Origin of the sequence: Archaeoglobus fulgidus DSM 4304 (genome assembly GCF_000008665.1) — an archaeon.
GTDB classification, from domain to species: Archaea; Halobacteriota; Archaeoglobi; order Archaeoglobales; family Archaeoglobaceae; genus Archaeoglobus; species Archaeoglobus fulgidus.
In genome coordinates this window covers 1,726,265-1,744,982 of sequence record NC_000917.1, presented here as the reverse complement: position 1 = coordinate 1,744,982, position 18,718 = coordinate 1,726,265, and the positions used below count along the sequence as shown (strand labels likewise).

The window sequence follows — 18,718 nt, the reverse complement described above, 5'->3', positions numbered from 1 at the left end:
ATCACCTGCACGCATTGTAATGCTCAAAAATCCGCTCCACTTTGTTCAACGTAGTTGAATCAAGCCGATGGTCGAGATTGCCATGCATTTCACATAGGTCAGGAGCATCGTGCCAGTGGTCGAGCTCACTGTCGAACATCTTGAAGATAACATCGTCGAGCCCTCCAACCGTATCGAATGATTCGCTTGCATTGTAGTCTGGAAAGCTGCTGTTGTCAACCATGTCCCAGAGAACTGCGGCAACTGTGGCTTCTATATCGTCATCAAATTTGCTGCAACCCGGATTCTCGATTGTACCGAAACTTATGTCCGGATGCGAGAGGTGGTCGTTTATTGCCACTATGAAAGTCCCGTAGTATTCTGCAAACCCTTCACTCCACGCAAATTCCGTATCGTCCTTGTCGTCGCAGAAGGTGTGGGAAGTGTTACCAACATATATGTCTTCCTCGCTTATGTGGTCTTCGAGGAAGTGCCCGTACTCGTGGATGGCAACTCCATCCAAAAATCCGTGATTCGTTGTAAGCGTTATCTCATCCCAGGTTTGGTCGTAGTTGCTCCAGTCGCTGTCAGGATACTGAACGTCCACTCTTCCTATACCGTCATCGTCGCTCCTGTGAAGGTCCGCATAGGCTCTGGCTGCAAGCAGGGCGTCGGCAATGTTCAGATAAACTGACCCTCCCTGAATTACATGTACCGAACCCCCACAGGCGCAGAGACCGAAAAGGCAGGTGTGCCTCTTTTCCTGCCAGTAGGCAGTGAAGTCGTAGTTGGCATCTTTACCTATCCTTAGCTCACCCAGATCCAGCCTTCCGTGATCTGGCACAGTAATCTCGTCCGAAAGGAACCACACGTACTCGTTGCACCGATCCAGATCCCTTGCAATTCTTGCAGCGTAGTTTATATCCCATGGCTCAATCCTGATCCTGAATTTCTTGCCTGCTTGGCTGTCTGGGATTGGAATGGTGAAGTAACCATCGCTGTCGGTCAGAAATGGCCCCCAGTTAAAGTCTCCTTCAGTTCTGATCTTCGTCAGCTTCACTGGAAGCCAGCTGCCATCGTCATCCTGATAGAGCAATCTCCCTTTAACCTCAACAAAGCCGCAGGAACACAGTAATATCCGCCACAATCCACACCGACCTCATCTCTGTTCCTCACTCCATCATAGCAACCAACGTCCTCGATGGTAATCGTTTTGGTCAGGCAGTTGTTCATCTCATTGGGAATCTCATCAACAAGATTTCCGCTGTCCGCACACACCTCAATGGTGTTCTCCTGCCACTGGGCGGTGAATCCTGAAATTCTGAGTTCAACACTCTCTCCAGCGTTGAGTGGAGGGATGGGAGTGCTTCCTGCGGGGTTGTAGTTCACCCCAACATACGCATTTGTCGCTCTGCTTGCAGCCAAGCCGATGTTTTTGACCGTGAAAACTATGTCCAAGTTGGATGCCCCCTCTCCTTCAATCCACACGTCTTCCACCGTGAGGTCAGGCTTAATCAGGGGATATTCAATGCAGTAGAGCGTAACGCTCCTCTCGTTGTTGTTCTCATTTGACTCGGCCACGTCGTTGTTGACGTCAGCCTTCAAAGTCAGCGTGTCACTTATTCCGCTGCACCTCTCCCAGTCGTATTTCGCAATAAAAGTCCTCGTGATTGAGTCTCCCGGAGCCAGTGGTGGAAGGTATTGCTGACCCTGAAAAACGCCATCTATAAACAGCCCCACTTCTGCGTTGCAGGAGTAATCCTCTCCGAGATTCTCTACGGTGTAGTTTATTTCCGACTTCAGGGGGTAGCTCAGCCCACCAGCCAGAAGTTCCTCAACAACATGTGTCTCTAAATAGCTCACCACCAGATCAGCAGTTCCTGAGGGCATTGGTATGCAGTCTGTTATGAATGTATACTCATTGTCGTTCTCATTGCTCTCAACCACGTAGTTTCTGCTGTCAACCACAACCCTGATCTCGTCGCTGCTCCCCTCACACATATACGGGAAGTTCATCGAGATGGTGGTTTCTTCACCCGGCTGGAGTGAGGGGATGTCAAAGCCTCCTCTCGAATTACCGTCAATGTAAATCCATCCGCCCGTTTGAGGAGATGCCTGCTCTCCCGTGTTTGCAACGACAACGACAATGGAGCTGTTTCTGTAGTTGAGGGCTCTGCAGAAGTCCTGATAGTCAATATAAGCCTCAACAACTTCTAAGTTGGGCATCTCTCCCCCACTGCACTGGAAGATGCGGGGGCTTTCGTGGTAGTTGTCGTTCTCATTTTCTTCATCCACTTCATTGTGGTAGTCAACCTGAGCAGCAAAGGTGTCTGTCTCTCCCTCACATGGATGGGGGTAGCTGATCCTTGCAACCGTGTTCTCGTTGGCACCAAGACCGTTAACCTCAACCTCTCCAACGTAGCTGCCATCAATGAAAAAGGCAACGCTGAACTTTCCTGCATAACCATGCCCGTGGTTGTAAACGAGAGCTCTAAGCTCGGAGTAAACTCCGGGAGTGGTGTTGTAAGCCCAGACGTCGCTTATGACTAAATCAGGCTTTCCTTCGGAGTAGCAGTACATCTCCTGCCCATTCTGGTAATCACAGAAAATCCCTGTTGGAATCATCCCGTTTTTCTCAGCTTCTCCCTGAGTTACACACCGAGTGCCTGCAGGGCATTCAGAAGCTTCTCTGTAGCAGTACATCGGACCTTGTTCATTGCTGTGAAGCCGGTGATGGTGTAACCGCAAAGCTCGTCAGAGTAGCGAATATAGTTGCCCTGAGAAGCATCTTCGGCAGTCATGCAGTTCCAGTTTTCTGGGCACTCGATGAAGACGTCAAAGGTGCATGATGTCTCGAAGTTGTGGCAGAACTCTCCTTTGGCAGTGATTATGCATACGCCCGGATAGGTTGTCCACTCTCCAGATGATGAGGCTATAAAGCAGTCTTTCACAAAAATGGACTTCCCCGGGCTGATGGTAGCTCCTGAGTTACTGCTCAAATCGCCGTCGTTGGTGTGGAGGTAGACTCCCTTTTTCCCCAGCGTTACATCGCTGCTGCCTGTGTTCTTCAGATAGAAGGAGTAGCAAACCTTATCGCCAACCCTAACGGGCTTGTAGGCTTCAACCTGAAAGCCGTGCAGCATCAGGTTTCCCCAGCTCTCATCTTCCTGCTGACTGCATAGGGTGTCGGCTGAGGCTGTGGCCATAACTAATACCAGCAAGGTTAACGGAATTAACTACCTCATTCAACCACCCTTAGTTGAGAACAGCAAGCTATCCTCAATTTTTATTTTAGTAAAATTTTTTTACTTATAAATTTTATCCTTCAGATTATTGTGAGTACCATCATACACTATCATCATACACCGAATCGCTTGATTTTTAAAGAGCATGAGCAAAAAACAACCATGATTGCAGACGTTTACATCGAGCTCAAGGAGGGCGTTGCTGACCCTGAAGGTGAGGCGACGCTCAAAGCTCTAAGGCTGCTTGGCTTTAAGAGGGTTAAGAAGGTCTCAACCGTGAAGGTTTTTCGAATTGACATCGAAGCGAGAAGCAGGGAGGAGGCGGAGAGGGAGATTGCCGAGATGTGCGAGAAGCTCCTCGCCAACCCTGTAATTCAGAAGTACAGCATAGTCTGGAGAGAGTGAGAGTATGTACAGGAAGGTTGACGTTCCCTTCGAGCTTTACGAGGTTGAGATTCTCGATGCCAGTGAAGAGGAGCTGGCGAAAATCAGCGAGGAGATGGGCTTAGCTTTGAGCGTTGACGAGATGAAGCGCATTCAGGATTACTTCCGCCAGAAGGGCAGAAATCCCTACGACATCGAGCTTCAGAGCCTTGCCCAAGCATGGAGCGAGCACTGCTGCTACAAGAGCTCGAAGTATTATTTGAGGCAGTACCTTCTCGAAGCTTCTAAGGCTGATTACGTCATCTCCGCCATTGAGGAGGATGCTGGAGTTGTGGAGTTTGATGATGAGTATGCCTACGTTACGGCCTTTGAGAGTCACAATCATCCCTCGGCAATAGAGCCCTACGGCGGGGCTGCTACAGGCATTGGAGGGATTTTGAGGGACGTCCTCTGCATGGGTGCCCAGCCTATTGCACTAATAGACCCCCTCTTTTTCGGGAATCTCGACACTCCCTACGAGAAGCTGCCGAGGGGGACGAAGCATCCCCTTTACCTGCTTAAGGGTGTTGTTGCGGGGATAAGGGATTACGGCAACAGAGTTGGAATTCCAACGGTTGCGGGAATGGTGTTTTTTGACAACTCCTACCTGACGAACTGCCTTGTTAATGTGGGATGTGTGGGCATAGTGAGGAAGGACAGAATCATCCACAGCCGTGCTGGAGGGGCTGGAGACCTCTTCGTGCTTGCTGGCGGCAAGACGGGAAGGGATGGGATTCACGGCGTAACTTTCGCATCAGCAGAGCTTGACGAGAAGAGCGAGGAGGAGGCGAGGGGAGCGGTGCAGCTGGGAAATCCTATAATGAAGGAGCCCCTCATCCACGCCTGCCTTGAGGTCGTGGAGAAAGGCCTTCTGACGGGAATGAAGGATTTGGGAGGAGGAGGGCTGAGCTGCGTCATCGGGGAGATGGCCCTCGCCGCTGGTTTTGGGGCTGAGGTTTATCTGGACAAGGTTCCGCTGAAGGAGGAGGGAATGGCCCCTTGGGAGATATGGATTTCCGAAAGTCAGGAGAGGATGATGCTCACAGTCAGGCCGGAGCACATAGACGAAGTTCTTTACATCTTCCAGAAGTGGGATGTTCCAGCCACTGTCGTTGGAAAGGTGATTCCAGAAAAAATCACCAGAATCTACTACAAAGGCTACAAGATTTACGAGATGGACACGGAGTTCGTCACCTCAGGGCCTGAATACTGCCGTCCCTACGTTGCCAGAAAGCCTGAGAAGGAGCTGCACGAGGAGGTCGAGCCACCTGCGGACTACGTTAAGACCTTCATGAAGATGCTCTCCCATCCGAACGCTGCCTTCAAGGAGTGGATTGTGAGGCAGTATGACCACGAGGTGAGGGCCTCAACCGTCTTAAAGCCTCTGCAAGGAAAAATGAACTTCGAAACGCATGGAGATGCTGCCGTCATCAAGCCAACGAGATCCTTCAGGGGTCTGGCAATAACGGCAGATGTGAATCCGTGGATGTGCAAGGTTGACCCCTACTGGGGCGCTGCCAGCAGCTTTGATGAGATGGTGAGGAACCTTGTTGCGGTCAACGCCGTTCCGCACTCCTTCAACGACTGCCTGAACTTCGGCAATCCTGAGAAGCCTGAGAGGATGGGGGAGTTTGTTGAGGCTGTTAAAGCCTTGGGATGGATGGCCAAAGGTGTGGGAGTTCCCTGCGTGAGCGGAAACGTGAGCTTCTACAACGAAACCCCCTACGGGGCCGTTGCTCCCACTCCCTCACTGCTTGGTGTGGGCATAGTGGAGGATGTTAGAAAGGCGATAACGAGCGAGTTCAAGGGCAGAGGAGCCGTAATTCTCGTCGGAGAAACGCATAACGAGTTTGGAGGCAGCCTGTATTCTGCGGTGATGGGGCAGAGGTGCCACAAAGTGCCGAGAACCTCGCCTGAGAGGCTGAAGACATACAGCGATGCGATGCTTGAGTCCTTCAGGAAGTTTGAGGTCAAAGCCTGCCACGACGTCAGCATGGGTGGATTAGCAGTCTGCATCGCTGAAATGAGCTTTGGCAGGGGATTGGGCTTTGAGGCTGCGAGAGAGCTTAGCTTCGTCGAGCTTTTCTCCGAGTCGAACACGAGGTGGGTGGTGGAGGTTCCCGAAAGCGTTGCGGAGGGCTATGCGGAGTTTTTCAGGGCGAAGGAGCTTAAGGCTGAAGTTATTGGCTACAGCGGTGGAGAAAGGCTTGATTTTGGGGCTTTCAGCGTTGAGCTTGGCGAGGCGGATAAATCCTGGAGGGAAGGGCTCACGAAGTTCCTGTAAATTCACGAGGCTTTTCTCTCTTTATTGCGCAAGGGGTGGTTTGTATTTTTAATTTATTTTTCTATTAAGCCTCTCATTACGAGCATTATTGTTATTATTATAGCAATGATAATATATAGTTTGGAAAAAAATATATACCTTTACGCAGAACTTAATATATGACCGAGGCAGAGAGATTTCAGATGATAAAGGAAAGCGTTTCGAAGAATGCTGAGAAGTTAACGAGAATGGACATATTCGAGATGGTGAGGAAAAAGAAGATAATTCACGACTGAATTCTCCTTTTTGCGTATTTCGTCACCTTTCCGAGAACATTCACCGCGTTTATCACGTTGGTGTAAACGGGAATACCGTTAAGCTCAAGGGCATTTTTGTGGTCGAAAACGACGTCTCTTGCCCCCTCAACGCAGAAGTAGATGGGCTTGCCGTACTTCTTGAGGCTCTTGTAATCCGGCTCAAAGTCGGCGTTGATGAGCCTGTTTGCCCATACGCACGCGATGACCGAATCCACGCCTTCATCCTCCATTACAGCTTCTATTGCGGTCTGATAAGCCTTGAAGGCTCCGTAGTATTCCACCATTGGCCATATATCAATTGGGTTGTTCACGTTGTGCCATTCGGGTGTGACTTCACTTATTTTATCAACAGTATCTTTTGAAAATTCTGCTAGCTTTAATCCGGCAAAGTATGCAGCGTCTGACCCCTGAACACAACCAGAACCGGTGTAGTGGATGATTGCCACCCTGTCCCCTTTTGGAAGGGGCTGGAGCGAAAAGGCTTTGGTCACGTCGAAAAGCTCGTCGAAGCTGTAAACCCTTACGAGGTTCGCTTGCCTGCACACGGCATCGAAAACGTCATCGTCTCCGCAAATTGAAGCCGTGTGGCTCATTGCGGCCTTTTGCCCGTACTCCGTCCTTCCGCTCTTGAAAACCACGATGGGCTTCTCAGCACTGGAGGCAACATCGTAAAAAGCCCTGCCATTCTTTATTCCTTCCATGTAAATGCCTATTACCTTCGTCTGCTCATCTTTCAGCAGAAAATCGAGAACCTCGTAGTCCTCCACATCGATTTTGTTTCCCATTCCTACGATTTTGCTGAAGCCTATGCTCGGATGGTTTGACGTGACTATATCCATCATAATTCCGAGGAATAGCCCCGTCTGTGCGATTATGCCGATGTTTCCCTTCTTGATGACGGGCTGGATTGCAAAGGATGTAATGAATCCGTTTTCCGTGTTGAGCACGCCCGTCGTGTTAGGGCCGAAAATCCTTATTCCGTGCTTCTTGGCAATTTCGAGCACCCTTCTCTCGTATTCAGCCCCCTTCTCCCCTTCCTCGCTGAAGCCCGAGCTCACTATGACCGCTCCTTTGATTCCCTTCTGAGCGCACTCCGCCATCACTTCCGGAACAATTTTAGCCGGAACGGCAATTATCGCCATGTCCACCTCATCCGGGATGTCTAGAATTGAGGGGTAGCACTTCAATTCGAGTATCTTGTCAGCGTTCGGATTTACCGGGTAAATTTTACCCATAAACCCATTCTGCTTTAAATTCCAGACTATGTTAAATCCCGGCTTGCCTACAGTTCTTGAAGCTCCTATGACGGCAACGCTTTTCGGGTAGAAAAGGTCCCGCAAATCCGGAATCGTGTAGTCGAACCTCTTCCTCTCCCCAACAACTATCCTCGCGTCTGCGACAACAGCTCCTCTCTCATAAACAAACACAGGATTCAGGTCCATCTCCACTATACTCTCCCTCTCAACAACCTCATTCAGCTTAAGCAGCAAATCAACAACAGCCCCAACATCCCCCTTAACTCTTCTGTAACCCTCCAACAATTTATACCCCTTAACCTCCCTAACCATCTCCTCCGCATCTCTCCTTGTTAAGGGCAAAAGCCGGAAACTGACATCCTTCAGAACCTCAACAAAAACACCACCAAGCCCAAACATTGCAACGCTTCCAAACTGCTCGTTCTCTGCAACGCCAACAATAACCTCGATCCCCTTCTCAAGCTGGGGCTGAATGTTAACTCCCTCAGCCTTTGGAATGGACATCAGCCTTTGAAAAACCTCTCTAACCTCATCCTCCGATTTAACGTTAAGAATGACTCCACCAACATCGCTTTTGTGCACAATTTCCCTCCCTGCAACCTTCATCACAACGGGAAAGCCGATTTCCTTCGCAGCTTTAACAGCCTGCTCTTCTGTTTCGCAGAAGATGCACTTTGCAGTCTTTATGCCGTACTTTTCCAGCAGAGCTTTGGATTCGTGTTCGAGGAGTAGCATGAAGGCTGGTGGAATTAGGGATTTAAAATGCTTTTCAGATGATTTCTCGCTCTTTATGGCAGTTCAGCAGCAATACAAAAAATTTAATTATTTTAAAAATAAGACATTATCGATGAGGGAAGTTTTGGCGGCAGTCTCAGGAAAAGAGTCTGAGGGAAAAAGCACGCTGACAGTTAATTTGTCGGTTTTAATGGCTCAAAAAGATTACAGAGTTGCCGTTATCGATTTCGACCCATCTTTACCAGCACTATCCTCTCTCTGCAAAGTCGATGACGTCCCTCTCACGGCCAAGAATGTAATCGACGGATTTGCTTCTGTCGATGACATCTTTTACAGCGGAATTTCGGGAGTGGAGGTTATACCTGCAGGTATGAGCATCAAGGAGTTTAGAAAAGCAAATTTGAGGGATTTACTCGAAAGGGTTGAGGAGTCGGCGGACGTGCTTTTCCTCGATGTTCCGGGTGGTCTTTGCCATGACTCCGTTCTGGCAATCTACGCAGCCACCTCGGTTTTACTGGTGATTAAGCCGGAGGCTGCATCATTGGAGGCTGCATTACCGTTACCCAGGATTATTGAAAAGCTGAAGGCTGACTTTGCCGGTGTTGTGCTAAACAAGGTGGAGGAGGGGGAGGTGGAGATTGATGATGTCGAAGCACTCATAGGTAACGTAATCGCAGAGATCCCATACGATGAAGCCATTAAAAAGGCGATGGCTTCCGGCAGGCCGGTTATCTTCTCCTCACCGATGAGTGAGTCATCCAAAAGCTTTGTTGAGATTTCTGAAGCGCTCTCGGTTTGGATTGACAGTTTTGAGGGAGAGAGAAGGGAACTTGTTGCAGGAAAGAGGCTTTTCAAAGCCCTGTGTCCATGAGAAAGTACTTATATTGTCGTGTATATTTCCAATGAATGAGGCAGAGGTTCGTTCTCGACACTACGGCTATAACGGATGCGGGGCTGAGAATCAAGGAAGGCTACGAGTCCCTGTGTGAGTCCGCTGCGGAGGTTTTGGACCTCATCGCTCTTGCAAGGCTCAAGCTGGACATTAGCTGTTACATCCCCTATCCCTCCGTTTACACCGAATTAACGAGCTTTTTGAAAAGATATGGTTGCGATGAGGAGATATTCACAAAGCTCGACACGTGGCTTGTTAAAAAAACCCCGAACAGGTATGAGGTTAAAATTCCGGCGGCGATATTTTACGAGTACATAATCACTGTAAGGCAGAAAATGAACAGAGGGAGAAGGCTTGCCGAGGAGTACATTCTCGAATCCTCCGCCATTACGGCGAAACTTGAAGATAAGAGCAAGATTGAGGAGGAGATTGGTGCTCTCATCTCCAAATTCAGGGACAAGTACAGAGCGGTGATGAGGCAAGGCATTCTCGACAGCGCTCCCGACTTGGATGTTCTCCTTCTGGCCAAGGAACTGGAGGCGGGGGTTGTCAGCAGCGATGCCGGAATAAGGAAGTGGAGCGAGAGGCTCGGTTTGAGGTTTGTTGAGGCCGCAAAATTTCCGCGAATGCTCAAGGAGTACCTGAAGCTGATGGGCTCTAAGGATATTGTCGGGTGGTTTGAGAGTGAAGAAGATTAAAAGATAAAAAATAAAAACTCCAATGTTAGTGGTCTTTTGAGGTGGTAAAATGTTAAGCGTAAATGAGATTGCAGCAGAAATCGTTGAAGACATGCTGGATTATGAAGAGGAGCTGAGAATTGAGTCTAAAAAGCTTGAAAATGGCGCTATTGTTGTGGACTGCGGAGTGAACGTACCGGGAAGTTACGATGCTGGAATAATGTACACACAGGTCTGCATGGGTGGCTTGGCGGACGTCGATATTGTCGTTGACACCATCAACGACGTGCCCTTCGCCTTCGTTACGGAGTACACCGACCATCCGGCTATAGCCTGTCTCGGCAGCCAGAAGGCCGGATGGCAGATAAAGGTCGACAAGTACTTCGCAATGGGAAGTGGCCCTGCAAGAGCCCTCGCCCTGAAGCCAAAGAAAACCTACGAGAGAATTGAGTATGAAGATGATGCCGATGTTGCAGTTATTGCTCTCGAAGCTAACCAGCTTCCCGACGAGAAGGTTATGGAGTTCATTGCCAAAGAGTGTGACGTCGACCCTGAGAACGTCTACGCCCTAGTTGCCCCCACAGCCTCGATTGTGGGAAGCGTGCAGATTTCAGGAAGAATTGTTGAGACCGCAATTTTCAAGATGAACGAAATAGGATATGATCCAAAGCTAATCGTCAGCGGAGCCGGGAGGTGTCCAATTTCGCCAATTCTTGAGAACGACTTGAAAGCCATGGGCTCCACCAACGACAGCATGATGTATTACGGAAGCGTTTTCCTAACCGTGAAGAAATACGACGAAATCCTGAAGAACGTACCGAGCTGCACGAGCAGAGATTACGGTAAGCCTTTCTATGAAATCTTTAAGGCAGCCAACTACGACTTCTACAAGATTGACCCCAACCTCTTCGCACCAGCGCAGATTGCGGTAAACGACCTTGAGACTGGCAAAACTTACGTCCACGGAAAGCTGAACGCAGAAGTGCTCTTCCAGTCATACCAGATTGTTCTGGAAGAATAACTCTTTTTTATTTTCCTTTTTAATCGTGACTCTGTCGGAAAATTTTTAAGTTTTAAACCTTTACAAGGAGGTGGCATTGTGATAAAGAAAGTCCTGTTTCCTGTCGATTTCTCTGTGGTTTCGGAGTATGCGTTCGGTAACTGCATTCCGAAATTCTTTTCCACGGGCGCACTCACGAGCTCATTCTCTTTCACGCGCTTGATGTTGACCTGCAATCTCCTCAGGAGCTTGAAGTTGCAGAAAAGCTTGAAAAAAGTACACGGATATGATAGAGAAAATTGCCGAAGAGTTCAGAGAGATGGGGATAAACGCGAGAGGGTCGTAAGGCTTGGAACTCCAGCATTGGAGATTGCGAAGATTGCAGAGGAGGAAAATGTGGATTTGATTTACATGCCCATGAAAGGAGAGAACATAATTAGGGAAATGCTTATCGGCTCCACCGCTGCCAATGTCGCCAGAGTCGCAAAGAAACCGGTTCTGCTGGTTAGATATGAGTGGGATAGAGGTAAAAAAGCCGTTAAGTGCTACTGGGATGCGAGGAGAGTCTTTGACCGTCCACTGTTTGCTTTGGACTTCTCGAAGTGCACAGAAAAAATAATACAGACTACTGAACTTTTCAAAGAGCTCGTTAAGGAAGCGATTTTATTGCACGTCGTTGACTACGGAAAGGAGAGTGAGGTGGAGGAAAACATACAGAAAGCAACACAGAAACTGAAGGAAATTGCCGAAAAACTTGACTTTCCGTCCGAGGTTGTGGTTCATAGCGGAGATGCCTCCAAAGAAATACTCATGACCGCCCCATCAGTGGGTGCAACGCTGATAGTGATAGGCAAGAGAGGAAGGAACATTCTTCAACTGCTGATGGGAAGCACTGCGGAGATAGTCATCAGAAACTCAGTCCTGCCTGTGCTTATAGTGCCGTGTGATTGAGGATTCTCAGTATTTTCCATAGCACACCCAACAAATACATATTTATAATGGACTTTCCGAGAATAATCATGGCCAGAAATCCTATTTACTTCGAATCCATCCAGATCGGAGAAAAAATAGAGGGGTTGCCGAGAACTGTAACTGAAACGGACATCTGGACCTTTGCCTACCTAACAGCAGACTTTTTCCCCTTGCATACCGATGTGGAATTTGCCAAGAAGACCATTTTTGGAAAGCCTATTGCCCAGGGTATGCTCGTCCTCAGCATAGCTCTCGGAATGGTTGACCAAGTAATCCTCTCCAACTACGACGTTAGCTCAGTAATTGCGTTTTTTGGCATAAAGGATGTGAGGTTTCTGAGGCCGGTCTTCATCGGAGACACCATCGCGGCTTCAGCGGAGGTTGTCGAAAAGCAGGATTTCGACGAAAAAAGTGGAGTTGTTACTTACAAGCTTGAAGTAAAAAATCAGAGGGGCGAGCTTGTGCTGACGGCGCTCTACTCTGCCCTCATTCGAAAAACTCCTTCAAAATGATTTCCTTTAGCTTTATCCTGTCTGCCTTTCCGAGCCTCGTAAGCGGAATGGAGTCCATTATCAGCACTTTTCTCGGTACTTTGAAGTCTGCCAGCTCTTTCTTGCATGCTTCGATAATTTCCTCTTCACTGACTACCTCTCCTGCTCTGGGAACGACCGCAACCCATACCACTTCCCCATATATTTCGTGGGGATAACCGAAGGCTGCAGCTATCCCAACTTTGGGATTTTTCATCACAACCTCCTCAACTTCTGAAGGGAGCACCGTGTAGCTACCTACTCTTATCACCTCCTTCTTTCTGCCTACAATGTACAACTCCTTCCCCTTTTTAAATCCCAGGTCTCCGCTGACCCAGTAGCCATCTCTGAACCCCTTCTCTGTCTCTTCAGGCTGCCTGAAATACCCTTTGCTCACCATCGGTCCCTTTACCAAGACCTCTCCGATTTCTCCATCTGGTAGCTCGTTCCCCTCATCATCAACGATTCTCACATCCACTCCCTCGAACGGTACGCCTACATAACCCTCGGTGAACTTCAATGGGTCATCCTCTGGCAGAGAGAAGGTCGCAAAGCCGGCCGTTTCTGTTGAACCGTAGCCAACTCCAATCTTCTCACACCACTGCATCATTCTTTTAAGGAGTTCAGGATTCAGTTTCTCGCCAGCAGTTACAAGAAGCTCGACAGGCGGGAGTGGCACATTCAAGGAGAAGATTAGAGCAAACATCGTAGGAACGGCACCAAAGAACGCTATTTTTTCCTCTTTTAGCTCTTTTAGCACTGTATCCGGCCTCCAGTGGTCTATAAGTACCATTTTCGAGCCGTTTACCAATCCTGTTGCGAGCAATTCTGTTGTGCCTCCGACATGGCTTGGAGGAAGGTGTACGAGCATGTTCATTCTCTCTTCCCTTCCGATGTACCTGATAATACTTTTTAACTCGCCGAGTGCCATTGACACTATGTTTATGTGGGAGAGGAGTGTAGCCTTTGGAACACCAGTAGTCCCTCCAGTAAAGATTATCAGGATATCATCGTTCGGTTCTTGCTCTACAGCTTTCCCCAAGGGTTCACTTTTAAGCAGTTCGTCAAACTCCCCTACAAAGAAAATTTCGGGGTTTCCGATCTCTTCCTTTATTTCATCAAGGATTTTTCTTTGATTGTTCTCCTGAAAGCTTTCAACTGAGATTATAACTTTCGGCTCCGCATGACTCAAAAACCTCCTAAGTTCTGCCGTTCTGTACCTGACATCCATCGGAACGCAGATTGCTCCAATTTTGGAGCATGCTAAAAAAGTGCAGACATATTCAGGTGTCATTGGGAGAACTGTGGCGACTCTGTCTCCCTTACCAACTCCAAGTTTTAGTAGTGATGCCGCAAGACGATTAGCATTCTCCTTCAGCTCACCGTAGCTGATTTCTTTGTCCTTGAATTTTATAGCAGGATATTTTTCATCTACATCAGCCCAGTGGTCAAGATACTGCCAGATATAATCGAATTCCCGAACCATAAAAACGGTGTTTCTGGAATTATTTAAGGTTTATCATGAGCTTTTTACAATTAAGAGACAATTTATAAAACAAAAAAGAAAAAATTAAAGCCTCTTAACAACTCCCTCTCCCTTGACGTTCACATCCCCAACCCAAGCATCCTCCTGCCTTACGAAGGTGGGCATCAGCTCGAACTCTCCGCCGATTTTGATTTCTCCTGCTTTCATGTCCCCTCCAACAAACCCGCAGCTTCCGTGGATGATTATTGTCCCGCCCTTCATCTCTGTCCCAATGAAATCTCCCGCATTGCCCTTGATCTCAATCTCTCCTCCAGCCATCTTTTCGCCGATGTAGTTTCCGGCGTTGCCCTCAATGAGAATCTTGCCACCGCTCATTCCCGTTGCATCTCCGTAGTAAGCGCAGCCCACAAGGTTTGCAGCGTTGCCCTTCACGATTATTTCGCCGTCCTTCATCTCTGCCCCAAGCCAGTCGTCAGCGTTGCCCTCGATGACGATTTTTCCGCCCGCCATGTAAGCTCCGCAGTTCGCCCCAACGCTGCCCTTCACAACTATCTCTCCATCCGTCATTCTGCAGCCGATCCACTTCACCCTGCTGAAGTCGCCATCAAGCAAAAGCTTCTTGTCATCGCCATCCTTTGTCACCTCAAACAGCTCTCCAAGCTCAACCAAGTCCTTGCCGTAGTAAACCTTGAACTTTTTCACCTCATCAACGTCCATCTCAGCCAGATCAGGTGTGAGCTCTGCCTCGACTGTGACAACAAACTCGGTTTTGGGCTTTATGATGAGCATCTCCATCACCCCCTCAGATTACAATCCTCTCTGGCTTCCTGAGCCATCTCTCCTCCACACCGTAGTTCTGCAGCTCGACGGTGTAGTATTTGCTGAACATTTCGTTGAGGTCGTCTTTGATTGCCTCCATGTCAGCTTTGCCGGTCGCATCAACCCAGTAGGTCCTGCCCCAGTATTCATCAACAAGCTCTCCGTCCTTCACGAGGATTTGGCCGTCCTTGATTGTATAGACAGCAGTCTTGAAGGCCTTGTAGACCTTCTCGAAGTCGTTGGATGTGTCAACATCAAGCGGGTTGAGGTCGTAGATGGCTATGTCGGCATCCGCTCCAACGCCAAGGTGTCCCTTCTGAGGCAATCCAAGCACCCTCGCAGGGAGAGAGCGGGTCATGTGGATGACCTCCTCCAGCGTTTTCTCGGTGTCGATGGCTGGCAGGTTTGAAGCCTTCTGCACGAAGGGGCTGACTCTCTCAAGCTCTCCTTCCCTCATCTTCTTGCTCATCAGCATCGCCATGATATATGGATACTCCGTGAATGGCCCTCCGTTGGGGTAATCGGTTGTAAGAACGACCTTATCGCTGTCTATCAGCAGTCCGAGCTCCAGACCAATGGCCCACTGCAAGGCATGAACTGGATTCTTGGGCAGGTAGGCTATTGGCACTATACCAGCACCACCCTCGATCTCGCTGTCCTTGTTGCTCCATCTTGAGCCTGTAAGCTTGTGGAGGGTGAACTGGAAGGGAGCATCGCCCGTCATTGCAGTTGCGTGACCGAAAATCGGCTGTCCCATGTCGATCGTGACGTTGTCCATGCTGTTTACTGTCTTGGCAATCGCCTCAGCACCGCTGGCAACAGTTCTCCAGCTGTCTCCAGCGTAGGCGTTGAACTGCACGTGAGTAACGTGGAGAACCTGCCTTGCATCGTTTCTGATTCCATCCACAAGCTTGATGCTCTCTACCGTTGTTTCATAGTTCCCCGGCACGCCAAGGCGGTTGCAGTGCAGATGCACTGAGTGGTTGAGCTGCAGTTCTTCCGTAGCCTTAACGAGAGAGGTGATTATCTCCCTCGGAGTCACATTGAAGCCCGGCACCTGGTCGTCGAGGCTTGTAACGTTGCCGCCATACATCCAAGCTCCAACACCTCCGGGGTTGACGACCTTCACACCGAATCCCTTCGTTCTCTCAATGGCCCATGCGATGAAGGCCTTCAGCTTTTCCATGTCCTTCTCGGCCACATACTTCAGCACAAAATGCCAGTTACCAAAAACAGGCAATGCAGCCTTGTCAATCATCGGAATTGCATCAAGCTCCTCGTGAGTGTGGGGTGAGCCGATTGGTGGCTGAGCTGCCTCTATTGAAATGGTGTAGCCCATTTTAGCATACTCATAGCCTATTGCAGGAGAGGTGAGCAGAACTCTTCCTACAGCAGCTCTGAACTTTCCTGCAATGTTCCTCACAACCCTCATTTCCTCAGGCCGCATCGTTCTGCCCGTGTTGATTTTGCTGCCCGCAATGTGGGCGTGCATGTCAACTCCGCCAGCAACGACGAGCTTGTTGTTTGCATCGATAACCTTAACATCCTCCCCCTTAACCTCGCTTTCCTCAACAATCTTGCCGTTTTTGACAAAGATGTCCATTTTTTCCGCCTTAACCCCGTTTTTGGGGTCGATAACAATTCCATTTTTAATATGCAGTGCGTGATGCATCATTTATCACCCCTTAAGCTCCTCAACCTTCTCGAGCAGCTTTTCAAGAATCTGCTCGTCGCTCCAGTAGCTGCTCTCTACAACCTTCTTAACTCTCAGGGCTATGCCGTCCATCCTGTAAGCCGTGCCCTCCGCCTCAAGCCCCGCAACCGCTGAGGGAATGACGACATTTGCAACAAGGGTCGTCATGTTGGGGAAGGGGTCAATCTGAATGACGGGGATCTCCTTGAGGTGCTTAACTGCTGCCCTTGGGAAGTGCGCTACCGGGTCTGATGCGATAATGAGGGCAGCATCACAGTCCTTCCTCTTCAAAACCTCAACGGCAGAGAACTCAGCTGGAGAGAACCTCGGATAGCCTCTGCTGAAGTCTATGGCGTACTGGTAGCCAACCTCCCAAGCAGGAACCTCTCCCGCACCAACAACATTGTAGTGACCTCTCATCGGCCAGATAACCCACCTCGTGTGGCGGTTGAGGAGCTGAATCAGCTTTACGGCGTTCTCAACGTTCCTGTCTCTCCCCCTTGACTGCGTAACGCCCAAGCCGTAGAGAACTGCTCCATACTTGGCATTCTTCATCGTCTCGGCAAGCTCAACCAGCTTTTCCTTGCTCACACCACCAACCTCATCCGGCACGGCATCAGCATTGCCCGAAATTATCGCTCTCAGGGCTGATATTATCGGATAATCGTATCCAGGCTTGATTTGAATGAACTCGTCTGCGAGCTTTGCGGTTTTAGTTGGCCTTACATCAACGACGATAACCTTTCTCTGCTTCCTGTCCTTTATCAGCAGTCCTTTGGCAGAGATGGAGTATCTCATCCCGTGCCTCGGATGGGCCTCCATCGGATTTGCTCCCCAGAATACCACGACATCAGCCCTGTTCTTTATCGCCCCAAGAGTTCCACCGGGCAGACCTTCTTCAATGACGGCAAGAGTTCCGGGGGCGTGGCAGACACTTGCGCACTGGTCGTAAACACCGCCAACCTTCTCCGTAAGAATGACTCCAAGCCTTATGGCCTCGTTCACCGTTGAAGCCCAGCCGTAGAGCAGCGGCTTTTTGGCGTTTACAAGAATCTCAGCGGCCTTCTCGATAGCCTCCTCATAGCTAACCTCTTTGCCATCAATCATCGGAGCCTTAATGCGCTCCTTCTTGGAGAATTTGGCACTGCCGAGCTTACAGAGCTTCTTTGATTTGAACTGCTCTACGTCAAACTGCCCGTCGTCACAAACGCTACCGCAAAAGGTGCAGACCAAATTCACACTTTCCGCCATTTAAATCGCCTCCAGAAGCTCCTTCACACTCAAAACCTTCTCATCCGTCTTCTCCACAGTCCCTTTTACGCCCTTAAACTGCGGCATTCCTGTGCCATCAGTTGAAGGGTCAATGACCATGTTGGCGTAGGGGCCCATGGGAATGAATATCATCCCTTTCGGCACATCTCCCTTCTTTGCAAAAACCACAACCTCTCCAAACTCCGTTTTTACCTTTACCCTGTCGCCCTCCTGCAGACCGAGAGCGTTCCAGTCCTCCTCGTTGATTTCTGCATAATTGACAGCGTTGAAGTACTCTTCGGTTAGTTTTTCCTCAACAGTGGCCCCCTGATTGAGGGTTCTACCAGATATAACTTCCACTTCCAGCATCCTATCACCAAAAGTTTTTGAGGAAGTCTTAACAAATACTATTTAACCGTTCTCTTTTTGGGCGAGGAGAAAAATAATAGTCTTTCGTAGTGTTTATTAAAAGTTTTTTTTATATATCCAGCGCGCTTTTGGCAAAGTTTAAATGCTTTGTTGTGCTATAGCTTGCATGAAAAGAGTTTGGCCCCTCATCGCCGCCCTCGTCTTTCTGTCCGCCTGCATACAGACTCCGACAGCAGAGGAAATTCTTACCAAGCTCTATGAAAGGTATGAAGAAGCTGAAAGCTATAAAGCAAAAATTCAAGAAGTAAGTGACAATCACGTGAGCTACATTAACGTCGCCTTCAAAAAGCCCGACAGAATGCGGATAGAGTACTTGCCTGAAAACACGGTGAGCGTGTTCAACGGAAGCGCGGTGAAAATTTGCAGTGGGAACGGATCGAAGACGATAACATTAAACAGAGTAGTTGACTTCTACTATGGCCATTTTTTGGAGATGCTAAAGTCGTACGAGGTAACGCTGGTTGGAGAGGAGAAGGTTGTGGTGAATAACGAAAGTAAGGAATGCTACGTTCTTGCCGCGAAAGATGGGGGAAAGGGGGAGGTTGAAATTGAGAAAGTATGGGTTGTCAAGGGCGAGTGGTATCCCGCAAAAATCCAGCTGAGAGTGAGCTTTCCTGAAAACAACACAGTAACCCTACATTTTGTGAGCATGGAGCTTGATGCTACGCTTAGCGACTCTCTGTTCGAGCCGTGCGATTTGTAGGGCACCAGCATAGCGATTTGGGCTAATACTTTTTATCACCCCACACAA

General features: G+C 49.0%; 17 protein-coding genes. 8 read left to right on the top strand and 9 right to left on the bottom strand.

From position 1 onward, the window contains the following. Position 1: 1 nt before the first annotated feature. The 3 genes from AF_RS09760 to AF_RS09750 are packed head-to-tail and all read right to left on the bottom strand — an operon-like array spanning position 2 to position 3,185. Positions 2 to 1,039: a hypothetical protein gene (locus AF_RS09760; protein ID WP_010879436.1), complete on the bottom strand. Its 1,038-nt coding sequence runs from the start codon at positions 1,037 to 1,039 to the stop codon at positions 2 to 4. Beyond that, entirely contained in the window at positions 1,036 to 2,682 is a 1,647-nt protein-coding gene (locus AF_RS09755; protein ID WP_081423277.1) for a CARDB domain-containing protein, read from the bottom strand. The genes AF_RS09760 and AF_RS09755 overlap by 4 nt, the downstream gene beginning before the upstream one ends. Further along, a complete protein-coding gene (locus tag AF_RS09750) occupies positions 2,631 to 3,185 on the bottom strand; it encodes a hypothetical protein (RefSeq protein WP_086976085.1) in 555 nt (184 codons plus the stop codon). The genes AF_RS09755 and AF_RS09750 overlap by 52 nt, the downstream gene beginning before the upstream one ends. A gap of 201 nt (positions 3,186 to 3,386) precedes the next feature. Between AF_RS09750 and purS the strand changes: the two genes are divergently transcribed. Next, the gene (gene purS / locus AF_RS09745; protein WP_010879434.1) at positions 3,387 to 3,629 is read left to right on the top strand and encodes a phosphoribosylformylglycinamidine synthase subunit PurS; all 243 of its coding nucleotides are present in this window, start codon (positions 3,387 to 3,389) and stop codon (positions 3,627 to 3,629) included. A gap of 4 nt (positions 3,630 to 3,633) precedes the next feature. Further along, positions 3,634 to 5,931: a phosphoribosylformylglycinamidine synthase subunit PurL gene (gene purL / locus AF_RS09740; RefSeq protein WP_010879433.1), complete on the top strand. Its 2,298-nt coding sequence runs from the start codon at positions 3,634 to 3,636 to the stop codon at positions 5,929 to 5,931. Between the two features lie 265 nt (positions 5,932 to 6,196). On the opposite strand, the gene AF_RS09735 is transcribed toward purL, so the two are convergent. Continuing rightward, positions 6,197 to 8,218, bottom strand: coding sequence for an acetate--CoA ligase (locus AF_RS09735; protein ID WP_010879431.1), 2,022 nt, complete (start codon positions 8,216 to 8,218; stop codon positions 6,197 to 6,199). Between the two features lie 112 nt (positions 8,219 to 8,330). Between AF_RS09735 and AF_RS09730 the strand changes: the two genes are divergently transcribed. The 5 genes from AF_RS09730 to AF_RS09710 all read left to right on the top strand — a co-directional run bounded on the left by AF_RS09730 (position 8,331) and on the right by AF_RS09710 (position 12,271). Next, a complete protein-coding gene (locus AF_RS09730) occupies positions 8,331 to 9,089 on the top strand; it encodes a ParA family protein (protein WP_010879430.1) in 759 nt (252 codons plus the stop codon). A 35-nt stretch (positions 9,090 to 9,124) separates the two neighbouring features. Further along, entirely contained in the window at positions 9,125 to 9,808 is a 684-nt protein-coding gene (locus AF_RS09725) for an RNA ligase partner protein (protein WP_010879429.1), read from the top strand. Between the two features lie 49 nt (positions 9,809 to 9,857). After that, complete coding sequence (gene mch / locus AF_RS09720) at positions 9,858 to 10,808, top strand: methenyltetrahydromethanopterin cyclohydrolase (protein WP_010879428.1); 951 nt, start codon at positions 9,858 to 9,860, stop codon at positions 10,806 to 10,808. 78 nt (positions 10,809 to 10,886) lie between these two features. Next, complete coding sequence (locus tag AF_RS09715) at positions 10,887 to 11,738, top strand: universal stress protein (protein WP_010879427.1); 852 nt, start codon at positions 10,887 to 10,889, stop codon at positions 11,736 to 11,738. 47 nt (positions 11,739 to 11,785) lie between these two features. Further along, positions 11,786 to 12,271, top strand: coding sequence for a MaoC/PaaZ C-terminal domain-containing protein (locus tag AF_RS09710; protein WP_010879426.1), 486 nt, complete (start codon positions 11,786 to 11,788; stop codon positions 12,269 to 12,271). On the opposite strand, the gene AF_RS09705 is transcribed toward AF_RS09710, so the two are convergent. The 5 genes from AF_RS09705 to AF_RS09685 all read right to left on the bottom strand — a co-directional run bounded on the left by AF_RS09705 (position 12,246) and on the right by AF_RS09685 (position 17,907). Further along, entirely contained in the window at positions 12,246 to 13,775 is a 1,530-nt protein-coding gene (locus tag AF_RS09705; protein ID WP_010879425.1) for a class I adenylate-forming enzyme family protein, read from the bottom strand. The two genes, AF_RS09710 and AF_RS09705, sit on opposite strands and share 26 nt — an antisense overlap. Before the next feature lie 84 nt (positions 13,776 to 13,859). Continuing rightward, positions 13,860 to 14,564: a formylmethanofuran dehydrogenase subunit C gene (locus AF_RS09700; RefSeq protein WP_052270512.1), complete on the bottom strand. Its 705-nt coding sequence runs from the start codon at positions 14,562 to 14,564 to the stop codon at positions 13,860 to 13,862. Between the two features lie 13 nt (positions 14,565 to 14,577). Beyond that, positions 14,578 to 16,269: a formylmethanofuran dehydrogenase subunit A gene (locus AF_RS09695; RefSeq protein WP_010879423.1), complete on the bottom strand. Its 1,692-nt coding sequence runs from the start codon at positions 16,267 to 16,269 to the stop codon at positions 14,578 to 14,580. 3 nt (positions 16,270 to 16,272) lie between these two features. Further along, positions 16,273 to 17,538, bottom strand: a complete 1,266-nt coding sequence (locus tag AF_RS09690; RefSeq protein ID WP_010879422.1) for a formylmethanofuran dehydrogenase subunit B — start codon at positions 17,536 to 17,538, stop codon at positions 16,273 to 16,275. Beyond that, positions 17,539 to 17,907 carry a molybdopterin dinucleotide binding domain-containing protein gene (locus tag AF_RS09685; protein ID WP_010879421.1) on the bottom strand — a complete coding sequence of 123 codons (369 nt, stop codon included), beginning with the start codon at positions 17,905 to 17,907 and terminating at the stop codon, positions 17,539 to 17,541. Positions 17,908 to 18,073: 166 nt separating this feature from the next. Between AF_RS09685 and AF_RS09680 the strand changes: the two genes are divergently transcribed. After that, a complete protein-coding gene (locus AF_RS09680) occupies positions 18,074 to 18,670 on the top strand; it encodes a LolA family protein (RefSeq protein WP_048064487.1) in 597 nt (198 codons plus the stop codon). Positions 18,671 to 18,718 lie beyond the last annotated feature (48 nt).